At 70.1% G+C, this 19,964-nt stretch carries 21 protein-coding genes; 11 read left to right on the plus strand and 10 right to left on the minus strand.

Annotated features, from left to right (window positions below):
• Positions 1-131: 131 nt before the first annotated feature.
• Genes ACWIHT_RS00550 through ACWIHT_RS00560 form a run of 3 tightly spaced genes read left to right on the plus strand, consistent with a single transcriptional unit; the run spans position 132 to position 2,361 of the window.
• Entirely contained in the window at positions 132-776 is a 645-nt protein-coding gene (locus tag ACWIHT_RS00550; protein ID WP_456162864.1) for a YciI family protein, read from the plus strand.
• Positions 773-1,114 carry a YciI family protein gene (locus ACWIHT_RS00555; protein WP_456162866.1) on the plus strand — a complete coding sequence of 114 codons (342 nt, stop codon included), beginning with the start codon at positions 773-775 and terminating at the stop codon, positions 1,112-1,114. Before ACWIHT_RS00550 ends, ACWIHT_RS00555 begins: the two co-directional genes overlap by 4 nt.
• Positions 1,111-2,361 carry an RNA polymerase sigma factor gene (locus ACWIHT_RS00560; protein ID WP_456162868.1) on the plus strand — a complete coding sequence of 417 codons (1,251 nt, stop codon included), beginning with the start codon at positions 1,111-1,113 and terminating at the stop codon, positions 2,359-2,361. Before ACWIHT_RS00555 ends, ACWIHT_RS00560 begins: the two co-directional genes overlap by 4 nt.
• Here the strand turns inward: ACWIHT_RS00560 and ACWIHT_RS00565 are convergent.
• A complete protein-coding gene (locus ACWIHT_RS00565; protein WP_456162870.1) occupies positions 2,358-2,840 on the minus strand; it encodes a MarR family winged helix-turn-helix transcriptional regulator in 483 nt (160 codons plus the stop codon). The genes ACWIHT_RS00560 and ACWIHT_RS00565 overlap by 4 nt on opposite strands.
• Positions 2,841-2,983: 143 nt before the next feature.
• Here ACWIHT_RS00565 and ACWIHT_RS00570 point away from each other — a divergent pair, with 143 nt between their 5' ends.
• Positions 2,984-3,949, plus strand: a complete 966-nt coding sequence (locus ACWIHT_RS00570) for a quinone oxidoreductase family protein (protein WP_456162872.1) — start codon at positions 2,984-2,986, stop codon at positions 3,947-3,949.
• Between the two features lie 29 nt (positions 3,950-3,978).
• On the opposite strand, the gene ACWIHT_RS00575 is transcribed toward ACWIHT_RS00570, so the two are convergent.
• The 8 genes from ACWIHT_RS00575 to ACWIHT_RS00610 all read right to left on the minus strand — a co-directional run bounded on the left by ACWIHT_RS00575 (position 3,979) and on the right by ACWIHT_RS00610 (position 11,727).
• On the minus strand, positions 3,979-4,749 hold the full coding sequence (locus tag ACWIHT_RS00575; RefSeq protein ID WP_456162874.1) for an SDR family NAD(P)-dependent oxidoreductase: 771 nt from the start codon (positions 4,747-4,749) through the stop codon (positions 3,979-3,981).
• 38 nt (positions 4,750-4,787) lie between these two features.
• A complete protein-coding gene (locus tag ACWIHT_RS00580; protein ID WP_456162876.1) occupies positions 4,788-5,780 on the minus strand; it encodes a LysR family transcriptional regulator in 993 nt (330 codons plus the stop codon).
• Positions 5,781-5,937: 157 nt separating this feature from the next.
• The gene (locus ACWIHT_RS00585) at positions 5,938-6,894 is read right to left on the minus strand and encodes a fumarylacetoacetate hydrolase family protein (protein WP_456162878.1); all 957 of its coding nucleotides are present in this window, start codon (positions 6,892-6,894) and stop codon (positions 5,938-5,940) included.
• Between the two features lie 3 nt (positions 6,895-6,897).
• Complete coding sequence (locus ACWIHT_RS00590) at positions 6,898-8,268, minus strand: FAD-binding oxidoreductase (protein WP_456162880.1); 1,371 nt, start codon at positions 8,266-8,268, stop codon at positions 6,898-6,900.
• 8 nt (positions 8,269-8,276) lie between these two features.
• A complete protein-coding gene (locus tag ACWIHT_RS00595; RefSeq protein WP_456162882.1) occupies positions 8,277-9,257 on the minus strand; it encodes a cyclase family protein in 981 nt (326 codons plus the stop codon).
• Positions 9,254-10,261, minus strand: coding sequence for an amidohydrolase family protein (locus ACWIHT_RS00600; RefSeq protein ID WP_456162884.1), 1,008 nt, complete (start codon positions 10,259-10,261; stop codon positions 9,254-9,256). The genes ACWIHT_RS00595 and ACWIHT_RS00600 overlap by 4 nt, the downstream gene beginning before the upstream one ends.
• Positions 10,258-11,382: an FAD-dependent monooxygenase gene (locus tag ACWIHT_RS00605; RefSeq protein ID WP_456162886.1), complete on the minus strand. Its 1,125-nt coding sequence runs from the start codon at positions 11,380-11,382 to the stop codon at positions 10,258-10,260. The genes ACWIHT_RS00600 and ACWIHT_RS00605 overlap by 4 nt, the downstream gene beginning before the upstream one ends.
• A 39-nt stretch (positions 11,383-11,421) precedes the next feature.
• Positions 11,422-11,727, minus strand: coding sequence for an antibiotic biosynthesis monooxygenase family protein (locus tag ACWIHT_RS00610; RefSeq protein WP_456162888.1), 306 nt, complete (start codon positions 11,725-11,727; stop codon positions 11,422-11,424).
• 228 nt (positions 11,728-11,955) lie between these two features.
• Between ACWIHT_RS00610 and ACWIHT_RS00615 the strand changes: the two genes are divergently transcribed.
• From ACWIHT_RS00615 to ACWIHT_RS00635, 5 genes are all read left to right on the plus strand, one after another.
• Positions 11,956-12,921 (plus strand): fumarylacetoacetate hydrolase family protein, encoded by a 966-nt coding sequence (locus ACWIHT_RS00615; RefSeq protein ID WP_456162890.1) that lies wholly within the window; start codon positions 11,956-11,958, stop codon positions 12,919-12,921.
• A complete protein-coding gene (locus tag ACWIHT_RS00620) occupies positions 12,918-13,853 on the plus strand; it encodes a VOC family protein (RefSeq protein WP_456162892.1) in 936 nt (311 codons plus the stop codon). Before ACWIHT_RS00615 ends, ACWIHT_RS00620 begins: the two co-directional genes overlap by 4 nt.
• An 18-nt stretch (positions 13,854-13,871) precedes the next feature.
• The gene (gene hisD, locus ACWIHT_RS00625; RefSeq protein ID WP_456162894.1) at positions 13,872-15,191 is read left to right on the plus strand and encodes a histidinol dehydrogenase; all 1,320 of its coding nucleotides are present in this window, start codon (positions 13,872-13,874) and stop codon (positions 15,189-15,191) included.
• Positions 15,188-15,958, plus strand: a complete 771-nt coding sequence (locus tag ACWIHT_RS00630; protein ID WP_456162896.1) for an SDR family NAD(P)-dependent oxidoreductase — start codon at positions 15,188-15,190, stop codon at positions 15,956-15,958. Before hisD ends, ACWIHT_RS00630 begins: the two co-directional genes overlap by 4 nt.
• 299 nt (positions 15,959-16,257) lie before the next feature.
• Positions 16,258-18,168 carry a hypothetical protein gene (locus ACWIHT_RS00635; protein ID WP_456162898.1) on the plus strand — a complete coding sequence of 637 codons (1,911 nt, stop codon included), beginning with the start codon at positions 16,258-16,260 and terminating at the stop codon, positions 18,166-18,168.
• A 21-nt stretch (positions 18,169-18,189) separates the two neighbouring features.
• Here ACWIHT_RS00635 and ACWIHT_RS00640 read toward each other — a convergent pair whose 3' ends face one another.
• The gene (locus tag ACWIHT_RS00640; protein WP_456162900.1) at positions 18,190-18,588 is read right to left on the minus strand and encodes a nuclear transport factor 2 family protein; all 399 of its coding nucleotides are present in this window, start codon (positions 18,586-18,588) and stop codon (positions 18,190-18,192) included.
• A 70-nt stretch (positions 18,589-18,658) separates the two neighbouring features.
• Between ACWIHT_RS00640 and ACWIHT_RS00645 the strand changes: the two genes are divergently transcribed.
• Positions 18,659-19,222, plus strand: coding sequence for a PadR family transcriptional regulator (locus ACWIHT_RS00645; RefSeq protein WP_456162902.1), 564 nt, complete (start codon positions 18,659-18,661; stop codon positions 19,220-19,222).
• Between the two features lie 5 nt (positions 19,223-19,227).
• Complete coding sequence (locus ACWIHT_RS00650; RefSeq protein WP_456162904.1) at positions 19,228-19,953, plus strand: class I SAM-dependent methyltransferase; 726 nt, start codon at positions 19,228-19,230, stop codon at positions 19,951-19,953.
• The last annotated feature ends 11 nt before the right edge of the window (positions 19,954-19,964 follow it).

The following is a 19,964-nucleotide window of genomic DNA, read 5'->3' on the forward strand; positions in this document are numbered from 1 at the left end:
GGGCCCTGTCGCCCCGGCCTCTTCGTGTTCCCGAAGGAGTTTCCCGAAGGAGTTTTCCGAAGGGGGTGTCGATTCGGCCCGGCCGCGTTCGTCGGTGGGGTGTAGGAAGCTCATGAGGACCGGGAGGATCCATGAAGTACATGCTGCTCGTGTGCGGCGACGACACCGCCGACGCCTCCGGTATGGCACCCGTCGAACCCTGGGTGGAGGAACTGGGCGACCGAGGCGTACGGCTGCACGGCCACCGGCTCGCCCTGCCCGCCGACGCCGTCACCGTACGGGTGCGCGGCGGCGAGCTGCTCCGTACGGACGGGCCGTTCGCGGAGACCAAGGAGTACGTCGCCGGATTCGACATCCTGGAGTGCGACACCCTGGAGGAGGCCGTCGAGGCCGCCGCCAAGCACCCCGTGGCCGCCATCGGCGCCATGGAGGTGCGCCCCTTCTGGCCGATGGACGGCGAGGAGGACGGTGAGACGCAGATCCGCGCCCTCGACGCCGAACGGCCCGGGACCGCCGCATTCCGTAAAGCCGTGGAGGACGTCCTCGGGGGCGTGACCTGGCCTCTGACCCGCGAGGTGCTGGAGTTCCACGTCCACGTCGACGAGTCCGTCGCCTTCGGCCATGCTCTCGTCCGGCTGCGCGGCACCCGGACCGACGGTCGGCAGCTGGACGACGTACTGCGCGTGACCACCGGCTACCGCAACATCGGACTGCGCTGGGAGATCGTCCACGAACACATCTCAGCCGCCACCGAGAAGGCCGAGAAGCGGTCATGAAGTACGTCCTGTTGATCTGCACCCCCGTGGACGGCGAGGAACTCAGCCCCGCCGAGATCGCCGCCGACCCCCGCTTCACCTCGTACATCGACGAGGTCCGCGGCCGTGACCTGATGCGCGGCGGGGCCCGTCTGCGCCCGTCCTCCGACGCCACCACCGTCCGCGTCCAGGGCGACGAAGTCCTGCTCAGCGACGGCCCGTTCGTCGAGTCCAAGGAGTACGTCGCCGGCATCGACATCATCGAGGTCGCCGACCTCGACGAGGCGATCTCGCTCGCCTCCCGGCACCCCGCCGCGTTGACCGGTGGCTCGGTCGAGGTGCGGCCGGTCTGGGAGTGAACGTGCCGGACGTCGAGGAGGCCGTCGTCGCCGCCTTCCGCGAGGAGTGGGGCCAGGTCGTCGCCGCCCTGATCCGGGTGACCGGCGACTGGGACCTCGCGGAGGAGTGCGCGCAGGACGCCTTCGCCCAGGCGCTCGACCGGTGGCGGCGCGACGGAATCCCGCGCCGCCCCGGCGCCTGGCTGACCACCACCGCACGCAACCGCGCCCTCGACGTCCTGCGCCGGGAGGCGGTCGGAGCGGCGAAACTCCGGGAGGTCGCGGTGCTGGGGCGGGACGAGGGACCGTACGACCCGGAGGACGACGGCGATGACAGCGGGGTCGAGGACGACCGGCTGCGGCTGCTCTTCACCTGCTGCCATCCCGCGCTGCCCATCGAGGCCCGGGTCGCCCTCACCCTGCGCACGCTCGCGGGCCTGACCACCCCCGAGATCGCCCGTGCCTTCCTCGTCCCCGAGGCGACCATGGCGCAACGGCTCGTGCGCGCCAAGAGGAAGATCCGCAACGCCGGTATCCCGTACCGGGTGCCGCCCGCGCATCTGCTGCCCGAGCGTACGACGGGTGTGCTCGGTGTGGTCTACCTCCTCTTCAACGAGGGCTACGCGGCCACGTCCGGCGCCGACCTGGTGCGGACGAACCTCTGCGCGGAAGCGGTCCGACTGGCCCGCGTGCTGGCCCGGTTGATGCCGGACGAGCCCGAAGTGCTGGGCCTGCTGGCCCTGTTGCTGCTGCACGACGCCCGCCGTGGCACCCGCGTGGACGCGGACGGTGAGTTGGTGACGTTGGAGGACCAGGACCGAACGGCGTGGGACCGGTCGGAGATCGATGAGGGCGCGGCTCTCCTGGAGACGGCCCTCCGCCGGGGCCGCCCCGGGCCGTACCAGATCCAGGCCGCCATCGCCGCCTGCCACACCACCGCACCCACCGCCGCCGACACCGACTGGGCCGACATCGCCGCTCTGTACGGCGAGTTGGAGCGCTTCGTGCCCTCGGCCGTGGTGCGTCTCAACCGCGCGGTGGCCGTCGGCATGGCCGAACACCCGGACGCGGGGCTGGAGTTGGTTGCCGGACTGGAGCGGTCGGGTGAACTGGCCGACTACCACCTGCTGCCCGCGACCCGCGCCGATCTGCTGCGCCGCAGCGGTCGTACGGCGGAGGCGGCCGAAGCGTACGGGCGGGCGCTGGAGTTGGTGGAGAACGACGCGGAACGGCGCTTCCTGGAACGGCGGTTGAGGTCCCTGTCCTAGTCCCGGTTCGTGCCCAGATCGACCCCGTGGGCCTCTGCGTCGGCGGTCACGATCCTGGTCGCCAGCCGTGACAGCCGCTCGCGGTCGGCCTCGGGCAGCGGTGCGGCGTATCTCTCGATCTGCTTCGCGAACCGCGCCGCGACCTGAGTCGCCAGCTCGCGGCCCGCATCGGTGATCGACACCTGGAACGAGCGGCGGTCGACGGTACTGACCGTGCGCGTGACCAGCCCCCGGCGCTGTGCGCGGTCGACGAGGCCGGTGATCGAGGACTTGTCGAGGCCGAGGTGGCGGCCGAGCTGGTTCATCGTCGGTTCCCGGTCCCGCAGGATCCCGAGCAGCCGCGTCTGGGTGAGCGACAGGTCGTACTCGCCGGCGATCTCGGCCAGCGCGTTCTGCACCAGGAACGACAACTGGGCAAGGGCGTCGACCAGGCCGAGGTCCTCGGTCGCCGGGGGCTGCACGTCGTGCGGTGAGGTCATGGACCGGATCCTACTTGCAAAGGTACGCGGCACCTACTAAATTAATTGGTGCCACATACTTTCTGTTCCACGTACTTTCTGTTCCATGTACTTTCTGCGTCGCGTACTTTCTGTGCCGCGTACCAAAGCCGAGGAGAACTCTCATGGACGTCCACGCCGCCGTGGTCCGCTCGTTCGACGCCCCGCCCCGCTACGAGCCGTTCGACCTGCCCGCCCCCACCGACGAGGACCAGGAACTCGTCGACGTCCTCGCCGTGGGCCTGCACCCCCGCGTGCGCACCGGCGCGTCGGGCAGCCACTACACCAGCACCGGAAAGCTGCCGATGGTCCCCGGAGTCGACGGGGTCGGCCGACGCGCGGACGGCAGCCTCGTCTATTTCGTCGCCGACGACGAACTGGCCGGCTCGATGGCCACCCGGACCGTCATCGACAGCCGCCGCAGCGTCCCGCTCCCCGACGGAGTGGACGTGGTGAAGATCGCCGCCGCGATGAACCCCGCGATGTCGTCCTGGGTCGCACTGCGCCGACGCGTCCCGATCGAGGCCGGGCAGTCGGTGCTGATCCTCGGCGCGACCGGCAACGCCGGCCAGATGGCCGTCCAGGTCGCCAAGCGGCTCGGCGCAGGACGGGTCGTCGGGGCAGGGCGGGACCTGGCCCGCCTCGCGACCCTGCCGGGAATCGGTGCCGACGCGACCGTCGCGCTCACCGACGACGCCGACGCCACCGCGACGGAACTGGCCAAGGAAGCCGCCGAAGTCGACCTGGTCCTCGACTACTTGTGGGGTCGACCGGCCGGTGAGGCGATCATGGCGCTGCTCCGGGCCCGCGCCGACCGCAGCCGCGCCCTGAACTGGATCCAGATCGGCTCCATGGCAGGACCGACCCTCGAACTCCCGTCAGCCGCACTGCGTTCGGCGAACTTCCGGCTCCAGGGCAACGGCCAGGGCGCGGTGTCCACCAGGGCGTATCTGGAGCAACTGCCGTCCCTCGTCGAGGAGATCGAGAACGGCGGCATCGCGGTCACCGCCGCACCCGTACCCCTCGCCGATGTCGAGAGCGCCTGGAACGCGCCGGAGGCTCCCGGCGTACGCACCGTCCTGGTCTCCTGAGGCGGCCATGCCTTGTCGACGGGCCGCCGTCACGAAGCGTCGAGCGCGTTCGTGATCGCCTTCACCCCGCCGTGCGCCGCGTACCCGCCGTCCACGGTGATCTCCGCGCCGTTGACGTACGACGCCTCGTCCGACAGCAGATAGACGACCAGCGGCGCCACCTCGTCCACCATCCCCGCCCGGCCCAGCGGGGTCAGCGACAGATGGGCCTGGACGAACACCGGGTTCGCGGACGCCATCAGCGGAGTCTCGATGTAGCCGGGGTGGATCACGTTCGTACGGATGCCGTGCGGCGCCAGTTCCAGCGCGGCGACCTTCGACAGGCCGCGCAGCGCCCACTTGCTGGTCGTGTACGCGACCGCGTGATGCGCGGTGAGACCCGCGACCGAGCCGACGTTCACGATGGACGAACCGGCCGGCATCAGCGGGGCGAGCGCCTGGATGCCGAGCAGCGCGCCCGTGGTGTTGACCGCGAACGCCCGGTTCCAGTCGGCGAGTTGGACATCACCGAGCCGCGCCCGCATGGGAATGCCCGCGTTGTTGACCAGGCCGTGCACCTCCGTGACGGAGGCCGCGAGGTCCGCCCAGTCGTCCTCGGACGACACATCCAGGTGCCGGTAGGTGACGTCCAGGCCGTCGGCGCGCAGGGACGCGGCGAGCTTCTCGCCCACCTCGTCGAGGACGTCGGTCGCGACCACCGTCGCCCCCTCGCGGGCCGCCGCCGCCACCTCGGCGGCTCCCTGGCCCTGCGCGGCCCCGGTGACGACGACGGTACGACCGGCCAGACGCGTGCGGCTCACGGTTGCCTCCAAGGGGTGCGGGCTGTCTCCCGTCCACGCTAGGAAGCCGCGGTCAGCTCCGGAAACGCACGATCGGCATGGGTGGCATCCGCGTCGGCGATCTCGTCGGCGATCTCGCGCACCACCGGGTCGTCCAGCGACGCCCCCACCTTCCGGACCGTCTCCCGCAGCCAGCGGTGCGCCGGGTCGGAGTGCCGGTTGTGGTGCCAGTACATGGCCTCCACCAGCGGTACGTCGGGGAAGGGAGTCGGTACGACGGCGCAGCGCGCGAAGCCCTCGTAGCGTCGGGCGAGCCGCTCGGGCACCACGGCGACCAGGTCGGTGCCGCTCACCAGGAACGGCAGTACGTTGAAGCCGGGCGTGCTCACCTGCACCCGAGGTGTGATGCCCAGGGTCTCCAACTGCCGGTCCGCAGGCGTGAGTTTGCCGACGGCGCAGGCCGCGTGCGGCATCTCGGCGAGGTCGCGCAGCGAGAGCCGACCGTCGACCAGACGCGGGTTGTCCGGGTCGACGAGACACACGAACCGGTCGTGCATCACGGCCTCGCTGACCCCCGGCAGCTGATAACCGAGCGGCACGATCATCAGGTCGTGGCAGCGCAGATGCGTCTCGGTCTCCAGCTGCCCGATGACGATCGGATGGAAGTCGATCCGGATGCCCGGGGCCTCCTGCGCCAGAGCCCGCAGCAGCGGCTCCACGAACACGGTCATCACGTAGTCGGACATCACGACCGAGAACCGCTGCCGACTGCGCGAGGGATCGAAGTGCCTGGTCAGCGAGAGGGCCTCCTCCGCCTTGTGCAGGGAGGACTGGACGACCGGCAGCAGCCGTTCCGCGAGCGGGGTCAGCTCGTACTCGCGGCCCACCCGCACCAGCAGCTCGTCGTTGAAGTGCCGCCGCAGCCGGGCCAGGGAGCCGCTCATCGCGGACTGGCTGGTGGACAGCCGCACCCCCGCGTGGGTGACGTTCTTCTCCTCCAGGAGGGCTTCCAGAGCCACCAGAAGATTCAGGTCGATTGCTCCCAGACCCATGCGCCTGTCCTTCCGGCCGCGTCGTTGAAGCTCGGTGAAACCGGAGCGTAACGACCGCCTTCCCGCCGAGGAAGAGCCCGGGAGCGAAGTCACAGGGATCCGATAGCTGCCATCGGATCCCCGGATGTGTGCAGGTCGGAAGGGTGGGCCGTCCGGTCTACGGCCTCGGGGTCCGGCCGCGCTTGCGGGCCCGCGGCAGGTACACGTCCGTACGGCCGGGCACCACACGGTTGGAGACGGTGCCGAGGCGCTCCACCGCGAGGGTCACCTCATCGCCCGGTTGGAGCGGTGGCGGGGTGCGCTCACCGACCCGGCCCCAGAACTCGGCCAGCGCGCCCCAGCCGCAGGTGCCCGAGCCGAGGATGTCCCCGGGGCGCACCCAGGCGTCCCGGGAGGCGTAGGCGATCATCTCCTCGAAGGTCCAGGAGACGTTGGCGAGGGTGTCGCGGCCGATCAGCTCGCCGTTGAGCGTGACGGTCATCTCCAGGTCGAGGAAGCCGTCCGGGTCGCGCCGGTCCTCGACCTCGTCGGCGGTGACCAGGCAGGGGCCCAGCGTGTTCGCGAAGTCCTTGCCCTTGGAGAAGCCGAGCCCGAGGTTCTTCTCCGGCTTCTGGAGATCCCGCGCCGACCAGTCGTTGAAGACCAGATAGCCGACGATGTGCTCACGCGCCCGCTCCGGCGTGAGATCCCGCCCGGCGCGGCCGATGACCACCCCGACCTCCAACTCGAAGTCGAGCACCGAACAGCCCGCGGGCACCGGCACGTCGTCGTGAGCGCCGTACGCCGCATGGGGGTTGGTGAAGTAGAAGTTGGGCGCCCGGTACCACTCCTCGGGCACGTGCTCAAGACCGTCCAGTGACTTCGACACCCCCTCGATGTGCGCCTCGAAACCGACGAAGTCCCGGATGGAAGGCGGCTTCAGCGGCGGCAGCAGCCGCACCTGATCCACCGTCAAGTCACTTGCCTCGCGCAGCGCTTCGGTACCGGCCGCGTGCAGCACCTCCTGCTCCAGCAGGGTCAGTACGGTGACGCCCTCGGGCAGCGGATGGACGGTCCCGTCCCGGACGACTCCGGCGCGCTCCACGCCCTCGTACTCGTATGTCGCGAAACGCATCGCTCACTGCTCCCAGTGGTTGGTGTTGGTGACGGTCCCCGCGCTCAGATAGCCGGCGAAGAGCCCTTTGGGATCGCGGGCGGCCCTGATCTCCCGCAGTCGCCGCCACTGTTCGTCGCCCATGAACCTCAACTGCCGCACGGTGAAGTCGGAGTCGCCGAGGTACTGGCCGGCGGTCACCGGCTGCATGTCGGCCATCGCGCCGTCCAGCCAAGTGCGCAACTCCGCGTCCCGCGCCGGGTCGTCATGGATGACGTAGGTGGCGCAGTAGATCTCCGACTGCAACGAGAAGGCCATGTCCGGGAGTTGGCGCAGCGGCGCCATGGAGAACCAGATGGTGAAGGTCTGCCGGGTGGGCTGCTCGGTGAACGCCTTGCGGATCGCCGGGACCACCTCGTCAGCCGGGCCGGTCAGCCAGGCGTTGTCGACCAGATAGCGGTGGCCTTCGGGGTTGGCGGTGCGCTGGCCCGCCAACTGCTCGGCCAGGGTGGTCTGTTGGGCCTCCACACGGAACAGGGCCCGGTCCGCGTACGGGTTGGCGTGCAGCGGCGCCAGAGCCTCGCCGGCCTCCTCGGCCGTGTTCGTCATCGACACGCCTGTGACCAGCAGCACCGGCTCGTCCAGGTCGGGCGGTGTCTGGGTGAGCGCGACGATCTCCACCAGGTCCGAGACCGTGTGGTGCATGCCGTGCAGCCAGGTCATGACCTCGTCGAACAGGTCCAGCGGATACGCGTGCACGGTGTGTCCGAGGTACTTCGGCAGCGGGCGGGTGCGGAGGTGGAAGCGGGTGACGATGCCGAAGAAGCCCGGGCCCGCGCCGCGCGCCGCCCAGAACAGGTCGCTGTGCTGGCTCTCGTCGGCGCGCACCAACTCGCCCTCGGCGGTGACGGCATCGATCGCGACGATGTTCTCCGCCGCCCAGCCCCAGCCCCGAGCGTTCCAGCCCTGCCCGCCCTGGAGCAGAAAGCCGCCGATGCCGACGGAGGGACAGTGCCCGCCGTTGAAGAAGCGGCCGAACTCCCCGAGATACGGGTTGAGTTCGTCGCCGCCCTTGACGCTCGGGGTCGCCGTCACGATCCCGGTCCCCGGGTCGTACGCCATCTCGCGGAAGCCCCCGAGGTCGATCAGCAGCGCGTCCTCGCGCACCGACCAGGCGGCCCAACTGTGCCCGCCGGAACGGACGGCTACCTGCCAGCCCCGCTCCAGAGCCAGCCGTACGCCCTCCACGACGTCCTGCTCCGACTCGGCCATCAGGACGGCTGCCGGTGAACGGTCGTACGGACGGCGGGCGTTGAAGACCCGGCCGAAGCACGCCGTCTCGAAGTCCTCGTCGTCGGGGAGGTGGAGGGTGCCGGAGAATCGGTTCAGGTTCACGCGCGTACTCACTTGATCGCGATCGGGTTGACGGGGGCCCCGACCGCGCCGGTGACCGGCAACGGCGCGGCTACCAGCAGGAACTCGAAGACACCGTCGGCCGCGCAGTCCTCGGCCAGTGCCTCCAGGTCCCACATCTCGCCCAGCGGGAGGCCCATGTTGGGGATCGCTATCTGGTGCAGCGGGGACATCGCGGGCTGCGGGAACTCGTAGGGCCGTACCTCAAGTCCCCAGGTGTCGGAGGCGATCGCCGCGATCTCCGTGCGGTGCAGCCAGCCGAGGGTGGTGAAGGAGAGGCCGGGTGCGTCACCGGCGGCGTAACCGCCCCACGCGCCGAGGCGTCGTACGCGGCCGAGTTGGCCCGTGCGGAGCAGGACGAGGTCGCCGCGCCGGACCGAACTCGTCGCGCCCTGCGCCTCGATGGTGGCGCGCAGATGTTCCTCCAGGATGGCGAATCCGTCCGGGAGTTCACCGTGCTCGTCGCCGACCGCACGGCCCACGTCGAGGAGGACCCCACGGCTGGTGAAGGCCTCCTTCATGTGCTCGATGCCGGTGACCGAGTCGCCGTCGCCGTTGACGATGGTGCACGGACGGCCGTTCCACGCCTGCTTGTTGTCGTAGATGTGGCCGAGACCGTCCCACTGGGTGGAGGCCTGCAACGGCATCACGACGTGGTCGTCGGCGCCGCCGAAGCCGTGCGGGAAACCCTGGGTGCCGGCCGCCGCGTCGGAGCCGGTGTCCTTCATGTAGTGCACCGGGTTGATACGGCCGCGGAAACCGCGCTGCGGGCCCGACTCGTTGAACTCCTGGGCGAGCGAGAAGGATCGCCCGCGCCGCACCAGGCCCACCGCGTGGGCGCGGATCGCGTCGTCGATGAAGTTCAGGGTGCCGAGCACGTCGTCCTCACCCCAACGGCCCCAATTGCGGTAGGCGGAACGGGCCTTGGCGAGTTCTTCCTCGATCGGGCCGAGGGCGGGGCGGGTCGTCATCGGGTGTGTCCTTTCAACAGCAGGTCGAGGGCGTTGCCCCCGGCGATCGCGGCCCGGTCGGCAGGGTCGAGACCGGCCGCGTCCAGGCGGGCCACCGGGTCGTCGACGCCCATGTCGAAGGGGTGGTCGGTACCGAGGACGACCCGGTCCGCGCCCACCTCCTCGACGAGTCGGCGTAGTGCGCGCGGGCTGTACACCAGCGCGTCGAACCACATCCGCCGCAGATAGGAACTGGGCAACTCGGCGCAGCCACGGGCGTCTTCGCGTACCCGCCAGGCGTGGTCCGAGCGGCCGATGTACGTCGGCAGATAGCCGCCGCCGTGCGCCGCCACCAGCTTCAGGCGCGGGAAGCGGTCCAGGACTCCGGTGAAGATCAGATGCGAGAGCGCGACCGTCGTCTCCACCGGCTGACCGACCGTGTTTCCCAGGTAGTTGGTCGCCAGGCGTTCGCCGAGGGAGCAGCCCCAGGGGTGGATGAACACGACCACGCCCAGTTCCTCCGCCCGCTGCCACACCACGTCGTGTGCGGGGTCGGCGAGTTCGCGGCCGTCTACCGTCGTGGAGACGCTGATGCCGTACAGGCCGTGGCCGTTGACCTCCTGGTCCAGCAACGCGACCGCCAGGTCCGGGTGTTGGAGTGGGACGGTGCCCAGGCCGAACAGCCGGTCCGGCGCGGTGGCGCAGTGGGCGGCCACGGCCTCGTTGACGGTACGGGCGAGCCGGATCGCGAGATCCTGGTCCGCCCAGTAGTGGTGCATCGGCATCGGACCGACCACCTGGATGTCGACGCCCATCGCGTCGAGGTCCGCGAGGCGAGTGGTGACGTCCGTCAACCTCGGGGCCAGGCACTGGAGTTGGGCACGGTTGACGGTCAGGGACGCCGGGGAGTGGGCGCGCTGCTCGGCGGCCAGTTCGGCGGCGAGACCCGGGGTTCCCGCCACCAGGGCGTCGGCGGTGGGGACGGCGAGGTGGCCGTGGAAGTCGACCACGGGCGAGGCGGTCACGCCGCCGCCGTCAGGTTGTCCAGCGTCTCCGACATGATGCGGGCCGGGTCGGCGCCGGGCGTGCCGGGATGGATCTCCCAGTCGGCGAGTTGGAGGGAGTTCTCCAGGACCATCCGCACTCGGGGCAGTCGCCGGGCCATGAAGGTCTCCAGGGCCTGATCCGTCGACTCGTCCCCGGTCACCAGCTCGGCCAGCAGCACCGCGTCCTCCATGCACATCGCCGCGCCCTGCGCGATCAGCGGCGGGCACGCGTGCACGGCGTCGCCGATGACCATCGCGCGGCCCCGGTGCCAGGGCTCGTCCACGAGGATCGCCTCGATCCAGCGGTAGTCGACCGCCGTGTCGTCGGGCAGCGAGGCAAGGATCTTCCCCCAGGTCCCGCCGTACCCGGCGCCGCGCTCGCGCAGCAGGGAGAGCGGGGCGCGCGGGCCGATGAGCGAGGTGTCGAGGTTCTCGTCGAGGAGGTAGGCGTAGCACTGGTCCGGCGAGATCGGGCTGTAGCCGGCCTTGAAGCGGGGGCCGCCGTAGTACACCTCGGCGCAGTCCATCTCGGCCGGGCGGTCGGCGACGACCCGGAAGATCGACATGCCGACGGGGCTGGGCTTGGCGTCGATGCCGATCAGGGCGCGCATCGCCGAGTTGATGCCGTCGGCGCCCACGACGAGGTCGTAGCGGCCGGTCGAACCGTCCGTGAACGCCACGTCCACATGGCCGGGCGACTGGTCGAGCCGGTCGACGCTCAGTCCGAGGCGCACCCGTACCCCGTGCCCGCGCACCGCGTCGCACAGCGCGTCCTGTAGATCCGACCGCAACGCGCCCGCCGTGGACGGCAGTTCGGGCCCGCCGGTGTGCGGGGTGTTCAACTCGGTGATCAGCCCGCCGTCCGCCGAGCGCAGCCGCATGACGTCGAACGGCACCGCCCGGGCCAGCACCCGGTCCAGGACACCCACGGAACGTAGCGCTTTGAGCGCGTTGCCCTGGACGGTGATGCCATGGCCCACACCGAACCACTGTGGAGAGATCTCGGCGAGCTCCACCTCAACGCCCCGCTGGGCGAGCGCGAGACACAGCACGCTACCGGTGATGCCGCCGCCGACGACGAGCACCTTCTGTACGGGCATGGGCGATCCTTGCGAACGTAGAAGACAACGAGTGGGGGGTCACCGGGAGAAGCGCGGCCCGAGTTCGTGGAAGTGCTCGACGGCCGGTGGCCCGGCGAAGAACGGTCCGACCAGGGCCCGCCAGCGCGCGAAGGGCTCGGACTCCCGGAAGCCGACCATGTGGGCCTCGACCGAGTCCCAGCCGACCAACAGCAGGAAGACTCCCGGCCGTTCGACGCCTTGCAGCAGCTCGGCCCAGCGGAACCCGTCGGCCTCGGCCAGCACCTCACGGGCCTTGCCGAACATCTCCGCGAACTCCCGCTCCCGACCCGCCTCGACGGTCAGCTCGGCATGCTCGACTATCACGTTCTTCTCCTCGGGAAAGTGGGTGCTCCGAGCCTGCGTGGGCGGTCGATCCACGGTCAACGGATCGAGGCATCGGCAAGGGGGACGTCATGCATCCCGTACGGCGATGGAGCCCCAGTCGAGGGCCCGCGCGGCCGGTGATGGCAGGCATCGCGGATCGCCATTTCCGCCGGGTCCCCGGGCTGCCTAGCGTCGAGGGCGAGCCCCCACCCGTACGAGGAGAGCGCCGTGCCCGATCCACAGCCCACCCATGCCGGACCTTTCGCCCTCGGTACGTTCGCCTCCGGCGCGGCGGTCTTCCCCGGTCTGGTCACCGGTTCCCGCGTGCGCGACCTCTCCGACCTCGTGCCGTCCGTCCGCGCGCTCGTCGAGGACTGGGGGACCTGGCTGCCCCGGCTGGCCGACCTCGCCGGGTCCTCCGACGGCACCTGGCACGACCTGGCCGCACTGCGCGTCCTGACCCCCCTCGAACCCGGCCAGATCCTCCAGAGCGGCGCCAACTACCGCAAACACGTGGTCGATCTGGTCGCCGCCGAGAAGGAGAGCGTGCACGGCGCCACCCCCGAAGAGGCCCGCGCCGACGCCGAGTCGATGATGGACGAACGCGCCCGCAACGGAGTGCCGTACGTCTTCCTCGGCTCCCCGCGCGCGATCAGCGGACCGTACGACGACATCGTGCTCCCCGCACGCGGTGAACAGCACGACTGGGAACTCGAACTCGCCCTCATCATCGCGAAGTCGGGCAAGAACATCCCGGCCGAGGAGGCGATGGACCACGTCGCCGGGTACACGATCTCCAACGACCTCACCACCCGCGACCGCCTCTACCGGCCCGACCTCAAGGCCATCGGCACCGACTGGTTCACCGCCAAGAACGCCGACACCTTCCTGCCGACCGGACCCTTCCTCGTACCGGCCGCCTTCGTCGGAGACCCCGGAGATCTACGAATCACCCTGCGCCACAACGGAGTTGTCCGCCAGGACGAGTCGACGAAGGACATGATCTTCGACATCCCGCGGCTCATCGCCTACATCTCCACGACCACCACCCTGCGCCCCGGCGACCTGCTGCTCACCGGCTCCCCGGCCGGCAACGGCGCGCACTGGGGCGTCTTCCTGAAGCCCGGCGACGTCGTCGAGTCCGAGATCACCGGCCTGGGCCACCAGCGCAACACCGTCAGGAGCGGACAGTGACCTTCCAGCCCATCACCCATCTGCGCCATGTCGACCTGGCCGTACCGGACTTCGCCCGCCAGCGCGCCTTCTACGGCACCACCTGGGGCCTGACCGAGGTCGCCAACGACAGTGGTGTCGCCTTCTTCGCCGCCGAGGGCAGCCCCGAGCAGTACATCGTCCGGATCCGGGCGGACGAGCGGAAGCGGATGGACCTGGTCGCCTTCGGGGCCGTGTCGCCGCAGGCGGTGGACGAGCTGCATGGGCGGCTCGGGCGTGCGGGCGTCCAACTGCTCGGTGAACCGGGCGCGTTGGACACACCGGGCGGTGGCTACGGCTTCCGGTTCTTCGACCCGGACGGGCGGGTCGTCGAGGTCTCCGCCGATGTCGCCACCCGCACCCACCGCAAGATCGAGGAACGCGAGGCGATCCCGGTCCGGCTCTCGCACTGCGTGGTCAACTCCCAGGACCCGGAAGGGCTGCGGGACTTCTACGTCCAGCACCTCGGGTTCCGGCTCACCGACACCCTGTACTCGACGCACATGGGCGACCTCATGTACTTCCTGCGGTGCAGCCCGCTCCACCACTCGTTCGCGATCGCCCGTGGACCCCATGTCTCCCTGCACCACGCCTCGTTCGAGATGCGCGGGGTCGAGGAGTACATGCGCGGCACCGGGCGGGCGCTGCGCGCCGGGACCCGGCTCACCTGGGGGCCCGGCCGGCATCTCGCCGGTGACAACACCTTCTCCTACTTCCACGACCCGCACGGCAACACCGTCGAGTACACGACCGAACTCGCCGTCCTCGAAGAGGACTTGTGGCACCCGGGCCGCCATGACGTCGACGACCCGGTCACCCAGGACCAGTGGGGCACCGCCGACCCGATGAGCGAGTCGGTCGCCAAGGAGCAGTTCAACGACCCCGATGTGCTCTTCGAAGCGCCGCCGGTCTGAGCAGAACACCCAACCCGCATGAGAGAGGCCGCAGTTGTGGCAACGATCCTGAAGCACGCCGTGCCCAAGTCGGAGGTGGCCGCCTCCCTCGACCAGGTGCGGGAGACCGTGACCGGCGTCATCGCGGACATCCGTGAGCGCGGCGACGACGCCGTGCGCGCGTACTCCGAGAAGTTCGACAAGTGGACCCCGGAGTCCTTCCGGCTGTCCGCCGAGGAGGTCGAGAAGATCATCGCGTCGGTGCCGCAGCAGGTCATCGACGACATCCGCTTCGTCCAGGACCAGGTGCGCACCTTCGCCCGCCACCAGCTGGACTCCCTGCGGGAGTTCGAGGTCGAGACCCTGCCGGGCGTGCGGCTCGGGCAGAAGCACATCCCGGTGCAGGCGGCGGGCGCCTACATCCCGGGCGGCCGCTACCCGCTCACCGCCTCCGCCCACATGACCATCGTCACCGCCAAGGTCGCGGGCGTGCCCCGGGTCGTCGCCTGTACGCCGCCCATCCACGGCGAGATCCCGGCCGCGACCGTCGCCGCCATGCACCTCGCCGGCGCCGACGAGATCTGGCTGCTCGGCGGGGTGCAGGCGGTGGCTGCCATGGCCGTCGGGACGGACACCATGAGTCCGGTGAACCTCATCGCAGGACCCGGTAACGCCTATGTCGCCGAGGCCAAGCGGCAGTTGTTCGGGGAGATCGGCATCGACCTGTTCGCCGGGCCGACCGAGATCCTGGTCCTCGCCGACGAGCAGGCCGACCCGTTCGTGTGCGCCGTCGACCTGCTCTCCCAGGCCGAGCACGGTCCGGACTCCCCGGCCGTCCTCATCACCACCTCCCGCGAGGTCGCCGAGCGGACCATCGCCGAGGTGGAACGCCTGCTGCCCGGCATGCCCACCCGTGACTTCGCCGGGCCCGCCTGGCGCGACCACGGCCAGGTGCACGTCGTCGACACGCTCGACGAGCTGTACGCCCTCGCCGACGAGTTCGCCTTCGAGCACGTCGAGGTGCTGACCGCCGAACCCCGCCTCGCGCTGGAACGCATGACCCAGTACGGCGCCCTGTTCCTCGGCGAGGGCACCTGTGTGTCGTTCGGCGACAAGGTCATCGGCACGAACCATGTGTTGCCCACACGTGGTGCCGCGCGCTACACCGGCGGCCTGTGGGTGGGGAAGTACCTCAAGACGGTGACCTACCAGGAGGTCACCGACACCGACTCCCAGACACTGCTCGGTCGGCTGTGCGGACGGGCCGCCCGCGTCGAGCTGTTCGAGGGACACGCGCGCTCCGGTGACGTACGCGCCGCGAAGGCCGCGGGCGACGAGCTGCCCTGGAACACCGCATGACCCTGGAGGGTCGTACAGCGCTCGTCACCGGGGGCGGCGGACCGCTGGGCCGTGCCTTCGCGCTCGCCCTCGCGGACGCCGGCGCCCGGGTGGTCCTGGTCGGGCGCAACGAGTCGGCGCTCGCGGAGACGGCGGCACATGTGGTCAAGGTCGGGGGAGGGGCCCGTACGGCCGTGTGCGACGTCTCCGCCCCTTCCGCTGTCGGCGCGCTGGCCGCCCAACTCGCCGACGAGGACGTGTCGTTGCTCGTCAACAACGCGGGAGTCGCGGGCCCCGTCCGGCCGCTCGTCGACATCGAGCCGGACGAGTGGGACGACGTGTTCGCCGCCAACGTCCGGGGCGTCTACCTGATGTGCCGGGCCTTCCTGCCGCCGATGCTCACGGCCGGACGCGGTGACATCGTCAACGTGGCCTCGGTCAGCGGAAAACGCCCGCTGCTCAACCGCACCCCGTACACCGCCTCCAAGATGGCGCTGCTGGGACTGACGCGGACGCTGGCCGGGGAGGTCGGGCCGCGTGGGATCGCGGTCAACTCCCTTTCTCCTGGCCCGGTTCGAGGTCCGCGCATGGACCGCAACTTCCGGCTCACCGCCGAACTGACCGGCTGCACGGTGGCCGAGGCCGAACGCGACTTCGCCTCGCGGTCCGCCCTCGGTCGCCTTGTCGAGGAGTACGAGGTCGCCCAGGCGCTGGTGGCGATGCTCGCGATGCCCGGCCTGTGCGGGGCGGACATCGACCTGTCGGCGGGGATGATCGCCCCGGCGTAGCCGCGGCGGCGTGTACGAGAACGGTGAGGTGGACGGCCGACGAGCCGCCCGCCTCACCGTCGTGCGTACGGACGCCCGCCCCCTATGACGACTCTGTGTGACCGCCATGAAATGGTCGGCGTGATCCGAGGCATCGGACTCCCATATGTGTGTGCCGCCCGCCTATTCCCTGGTTCTCATGGCTGCTTCACTCCCTCGTGCGCACCTTCGGTGCCTCCGCCGGGCCCGTCCGCATCCCGCGTTCGACGGCCGGCCGGTCACACTGCGCAACGGCGCATCGATCCCTGGGAAGGCAAGCAATGACGCTGATCACCCGACGCTCGGTCCTGATCGCCGGTACCGCCACGGCCGGAGCCGTACTGGTGCCGGCGGTCTCCGCCACCGCCGCGCCGACGGCCAAGAAGGCTTCGGGCACGCGGATCTCGGTCGCATCCGGTGAGACGTACACGGTCGCCGCGACCACCCGCGTGAGCGAGCTGTCCATCGCGTCCGGCGGGAAGATCGTCGCCCCGGACGGCTCCAGCCTCTCGCTGACCGTCGACGGCGTGGAGACCGGCCAGCTGCTCACCGCGACCGGCGCCACGGCCACCCTGATCCAGGCCGGCACCTACCGGGGCGATGTCGTCCTGACCGTCGCGGCGGCCAACGAGGTGACGTACCAGACGCTCACCTTCCCGTTCCGGCAGGCGGTGTACGTCGACGGCGACGGCGTGGTCAAGGACAAGTCCGTCCTCGCGGCCGTCCTCGGCGGCAAGCTCACCGATGCCTACGCCAGGAACGTGTCGATCACCTCGACCGGCGAGTGCTTCGACGGCGTGTACGTGCAGGACGCCACCTACACGCTCGACCGGCCCTCCATCTCCCTTACGGGCAACGGCCGTTCGGACTTCGCTGGCTACGGCGCCGCGGTCGTCGGCGACGGTTCCTCGACCACACTGGTCGTGGACGGCGCCCGCATCGACACCAAGGGAGTCGTCCGCACCGCCGTCATCGCCGACGACGGCGCCAACGTCATCGTCAAGGACTCCGTCCTCCGTGCCCGCAACGGCGTCCTGCCCGCCGACTACCAAGCCACCGTGGAAACGCCGTACATGGAGTCCGTGCCGTGGATGCTCGGCCTCGACGGCAACGTCCGCGCCACCAACCTGATCGGCGCCAACAGCAAGGCCACCTACCTCAACTCCACTATCTTCTCGGAGACTTGGGGCGCCCTGTCGGTCGAGGGCGGCAGCGGACTCAAACTGACCGCGATCAACAGCCACTTCGGCAACACGGGGGAGTACGGCTACGGCACCTACGCCATCGGCGACGCGACCGTGCGGGTGCTCGGGTCGCGGCTCGACGTCGGCAGCTACGCGACCATCATCGCGGGCCCGGCGGCGGTCGTGCACTACGGCGACAGCACCAAGGCGGCTGTCTCCGCGCTCAACACCGAGCTGGAACTCGGGCTGTCCAAGGGTGAGTTGGCGTCGATCCCGGTACGCAGGGCGGTCGTGAACTCCGGTCATTTCGGCTACATGTTCTTCGGGACCGGCCAACTCACCCTCGACGGCGGCACGCAGATCAACTCCGAGCGGGCCACCTTCCTCAACAAGGGCCAGCAGACCACCATCAGCGTCGACGGCTCCCAGGGCGCCCGGCTCAACCCGCGCGACGGGGTCATCCTCCAGATGATCGAGCTGGACGACCCGGGCCCGGTCCCCGTCAACGGCAAGATGATGAACATCGGCATCTACACCGAGCCCACCGGCGACCCGGCGAAGGACGCGAGCTTCGACCCGACCGCCGTGCACACCACCGACGGAGCCGCCACCTTCAACTCCATAGCTTTGAAGGGCGACTTCTACAACGGCATGCGCAAGGGCAAGAACATGGTCCTCACCTTCGAGGACGCGAGCGTCGAGGGCGTCATCTCCGCGACGACGGCCAAGCACCGTGTCTCCAGCATCGACGCGTCGACCTTCTACGAGCTGGGCATCGTCACCAACACCGTGGGCGCCGCCGTCAACAACGGCGCGATCGTGCGGCTGAACAGCGGCTCGACCTGGACGGTCACCGGCACCTCGCACCTGACCCGGCTCGCCCTCGCCGCCGACGCGACCGTCAAGGCGCCCCGGGGCAGGAAGGTCACGCTGACGGTCGACGGGACGGTCACGGCCATCACGCCCGGCCAGACCTACACCGGTGCGCTCACCCTGACCGTCGGGTAAGTCGGGCCGGAGGCGCGGTACTCACGCGAGCCGCGCCTCCGCCTCCTTGGCGATCTGCTCGAACTGTGCCGCCATGGCCTCCTGGAGAGCCTGGGCGCCCGACAGCGGACGGACCATGACCGTCAACTCGTCGATCAGGCCTGCCTCGTTGACGTGGATGAAGTCGCAGCCGGTCAGCTCACGGTCGCCGACCCGCGTGCGGAACACCAGCGCGTGGTCGGCGCCGTCCGGGTCGCCGATCTCCCGCTCGTACCGGAAGTCCTCGAAGACCCGCGCCACCGCGTGCAGGATCGCCGCGGTGATCGCCTTCCCGGGATACGGCTTGAACACGACCGGGCTGGTGAAGACCACGTCCTCCGCCAGCAGCGCCTCGACGGCGTCCATGTCCTGCGCCTCGACCGCCTCACGGAACGCACGCATCGGCTCACCTCATAGTCAATTTGTTGAGTAGGTGTGGATGAGACTAATCAACCGCTGTTAGCGTGTCCACATGTCCCTCAAGTACGCGGTCCTCGCGGCCCTCCTGGAAGGCGAGGCCTCGGGCTACGAACTGGCCAAGACCTTCGACGTGTCGCTGGCGAACTTCTGGCCCGCGACACCGCAGCAGCTCTACCGCGAACTGGAACGCCTCGCCCAGGACGGGCTGATCGAGGCACGGGTCGTACAGCAGGAACGCAGGCCCAACAAAAGGATGTTCACGCTCACCGAGGCCGGCCGGCGCGACCTCGACACCTTCGCCGCCGAGCCGCCCAGGCGCCCCACCGCCATCCGTGACGAGTTCCTCATCAAGATTCAGGCCATGGACGGCACCGACCCCGCCGTCATCCGTGAGCTGATCGAGGAGCGCGGGTCGTGGGCGCGCGGCAAGCTGGACCGCTACGAGCGGGTGCGCGACCGGCTCCTCGACGGGCGGACCGAGGACGAGTACCTCCGGGACGCCGACCGCATCGGCCCCTACCTCACGCTGATGGCCGGGATCACCTTCGAGGAGGAGAACCTGCGCTGGTGCGAACGCGTTCTGGCGATCCTGAAGCACCGGGTTGCCCTAGGCTGACCCGGATGTTCAGCCCCGAAGGCCCCAGTCTGCGTGAACTCGCCGTCCAGGCACTGTCGTCCGTCGAGCACGGCTACGACCTCCTCGCGCCCAAGTTCGACCACACCCCCTTCCGGACACCGGCCCCGGTGCTCGACGCGGTCGCCTCGACACTGCGACGCATCGGGCCCTTCGACGACGGACTCGACCTGTGCTGCGGCACCGGCGCGGGCGCCGAAGCGCTGACGACCGTGTGCCGACGGAGCGTCACCGGCGTCGACTTCAGCGCGGGCATGCTCGCGGTCGCGCGAGAGCGCGTGAAGAGCGACGAGCCGAGCGTCTCGTGGGTGCGCGGTGACGCGCGGGCCCTGCCGTTCGGGGCCGACTTCGACCTGGTGGTCAGCTTCGGCGCGTTCGGCCACTTCCTGCCCCGCGAACTGCCGGGGCTGTTCGGCCAGGTGCACTCCGTGCTGCGGCCCGGCGGATGCTTCGCGTTCCCCATCCTCGCGCCGCCGCACCCCACTTCACCCGCGTACTGGATGCTGTCCGGCTTCGACGTGGTGATGAAGGTCCGCAACGCCGTCTGGCGACCGCCCTTCGTCATGTACTACCGGGACTTCCAACTCGGTTTCGTGCGATGGGAGTTGGAGCGGATCGGCTTCGCCGTCGACCTCTACGCCCTGCCCGAGTTCGGGCACCGCGGCGACGGCAGCCCCCGCGTCCGCATGGTCGCGGCGCGACGGCTGCCGTAGCGGCCGGCGTG

The organism is Streptomyces sp. NPDC002276 (assembly GCF_053891435.1).

Coding starts and splice junctions, on each gene's coding strand:
- ACWIHT_RS00550 (WP_456162864.1), top strand. CDS start 132: ATGAAGTACATGCTGCTCGTGTGCGGCGACGACACCGCCGACGCCTCC.
- ACWIHT_RS00555 (WP_456162866.1), top strand. CDS start 773: ATGAAGTACGTCCTGTTGATCTGCACCCCCGTGGACGGCGAGGAACTC.
- ACWIHT_RS00565 (WP_456162870.1), bottom strand. CDS start 2,840: ATGACCTCACCGCACGACGTGCAGCCCCCGGCGACCGAGGACCTCGGC.
- ACWIHT_RS00570 (WP_456162872.1), top strand. CDS start 2,984: ATGGACGTCCACGCCGCCGTGGTCCGCTCGTTCGACGCCCCGCCCCGC.
- ACWIHT_RS00580 (WP_456162876.1), bottom strand. CDS start 5,780: ATGGGTCTGGGAGCAATCGACCTGAATCTTCTGGTGGCTCTGGAAGCC.
- ACWIHT_RS00585 (WP_456162878.1), bottom strand. CDS start 6,894: ATGCGTTTCGCGACATACGAGTACGAGGGCGTGGAGCGCGCCGGAGTC.
- ACWIHT_RS00595 (WP_456162882.1), bottom strand. CDS start 9,257: ATGACGACCCGCCCCGCCCTCGGCCCGATCGAGGAAGAACTCGCCAAG.
- ACWIHT_RS00605 (WP_456162886.1), bottom strand. CDS start 11,382: ATGCCCGTACAGAAGGTGCTCGTCGTCGGCGGCGGCATCACCGGTAGC.
- hisD (WP_456162894.1), top strand. CDS start 13,872: ATGAGAGAGGCCGCAGTTGTGGCAACGATCCTGAAGCACGCCGTGCCC.
- ACWIHT_RS00630 (WP_456162896.1), top strand. CDS start 15,188: ATGACCCTGGAGGGTCGTACAGCGCTCGTCACCGGGGGCGGCGGACCG.
- ACWIHT_RS00635 (WP_456162898.1), top strand. CDS start 16,258: ATGACGCTGATCACCCGACGCTCGGTCCTGATCGCCGGTACCGCCACG.
- ACWIHT_RS00640 (WP_456162900.1), bottom strand. CDS start 18,588: ATGCGTGCGTTCCGTGAGGCGGTCGAGGCGCAGGACATGGACGCCGTC.
- ACWIHT_RS00645 (WP_456162902.1), top strand. CDS start 18,659: ATGTCCCTCAAGTACGCGGTCCTCGCGGCCCTCCTGGAAGGCGAGGCC.
- ACWIHT_RS00650 (WP_456162904.1), top strand. CDS start 19,228: ATGTTCAGCCCCGAAGGCCCCAGTCTGCGTGAACTCGCCGTCCAGGCA.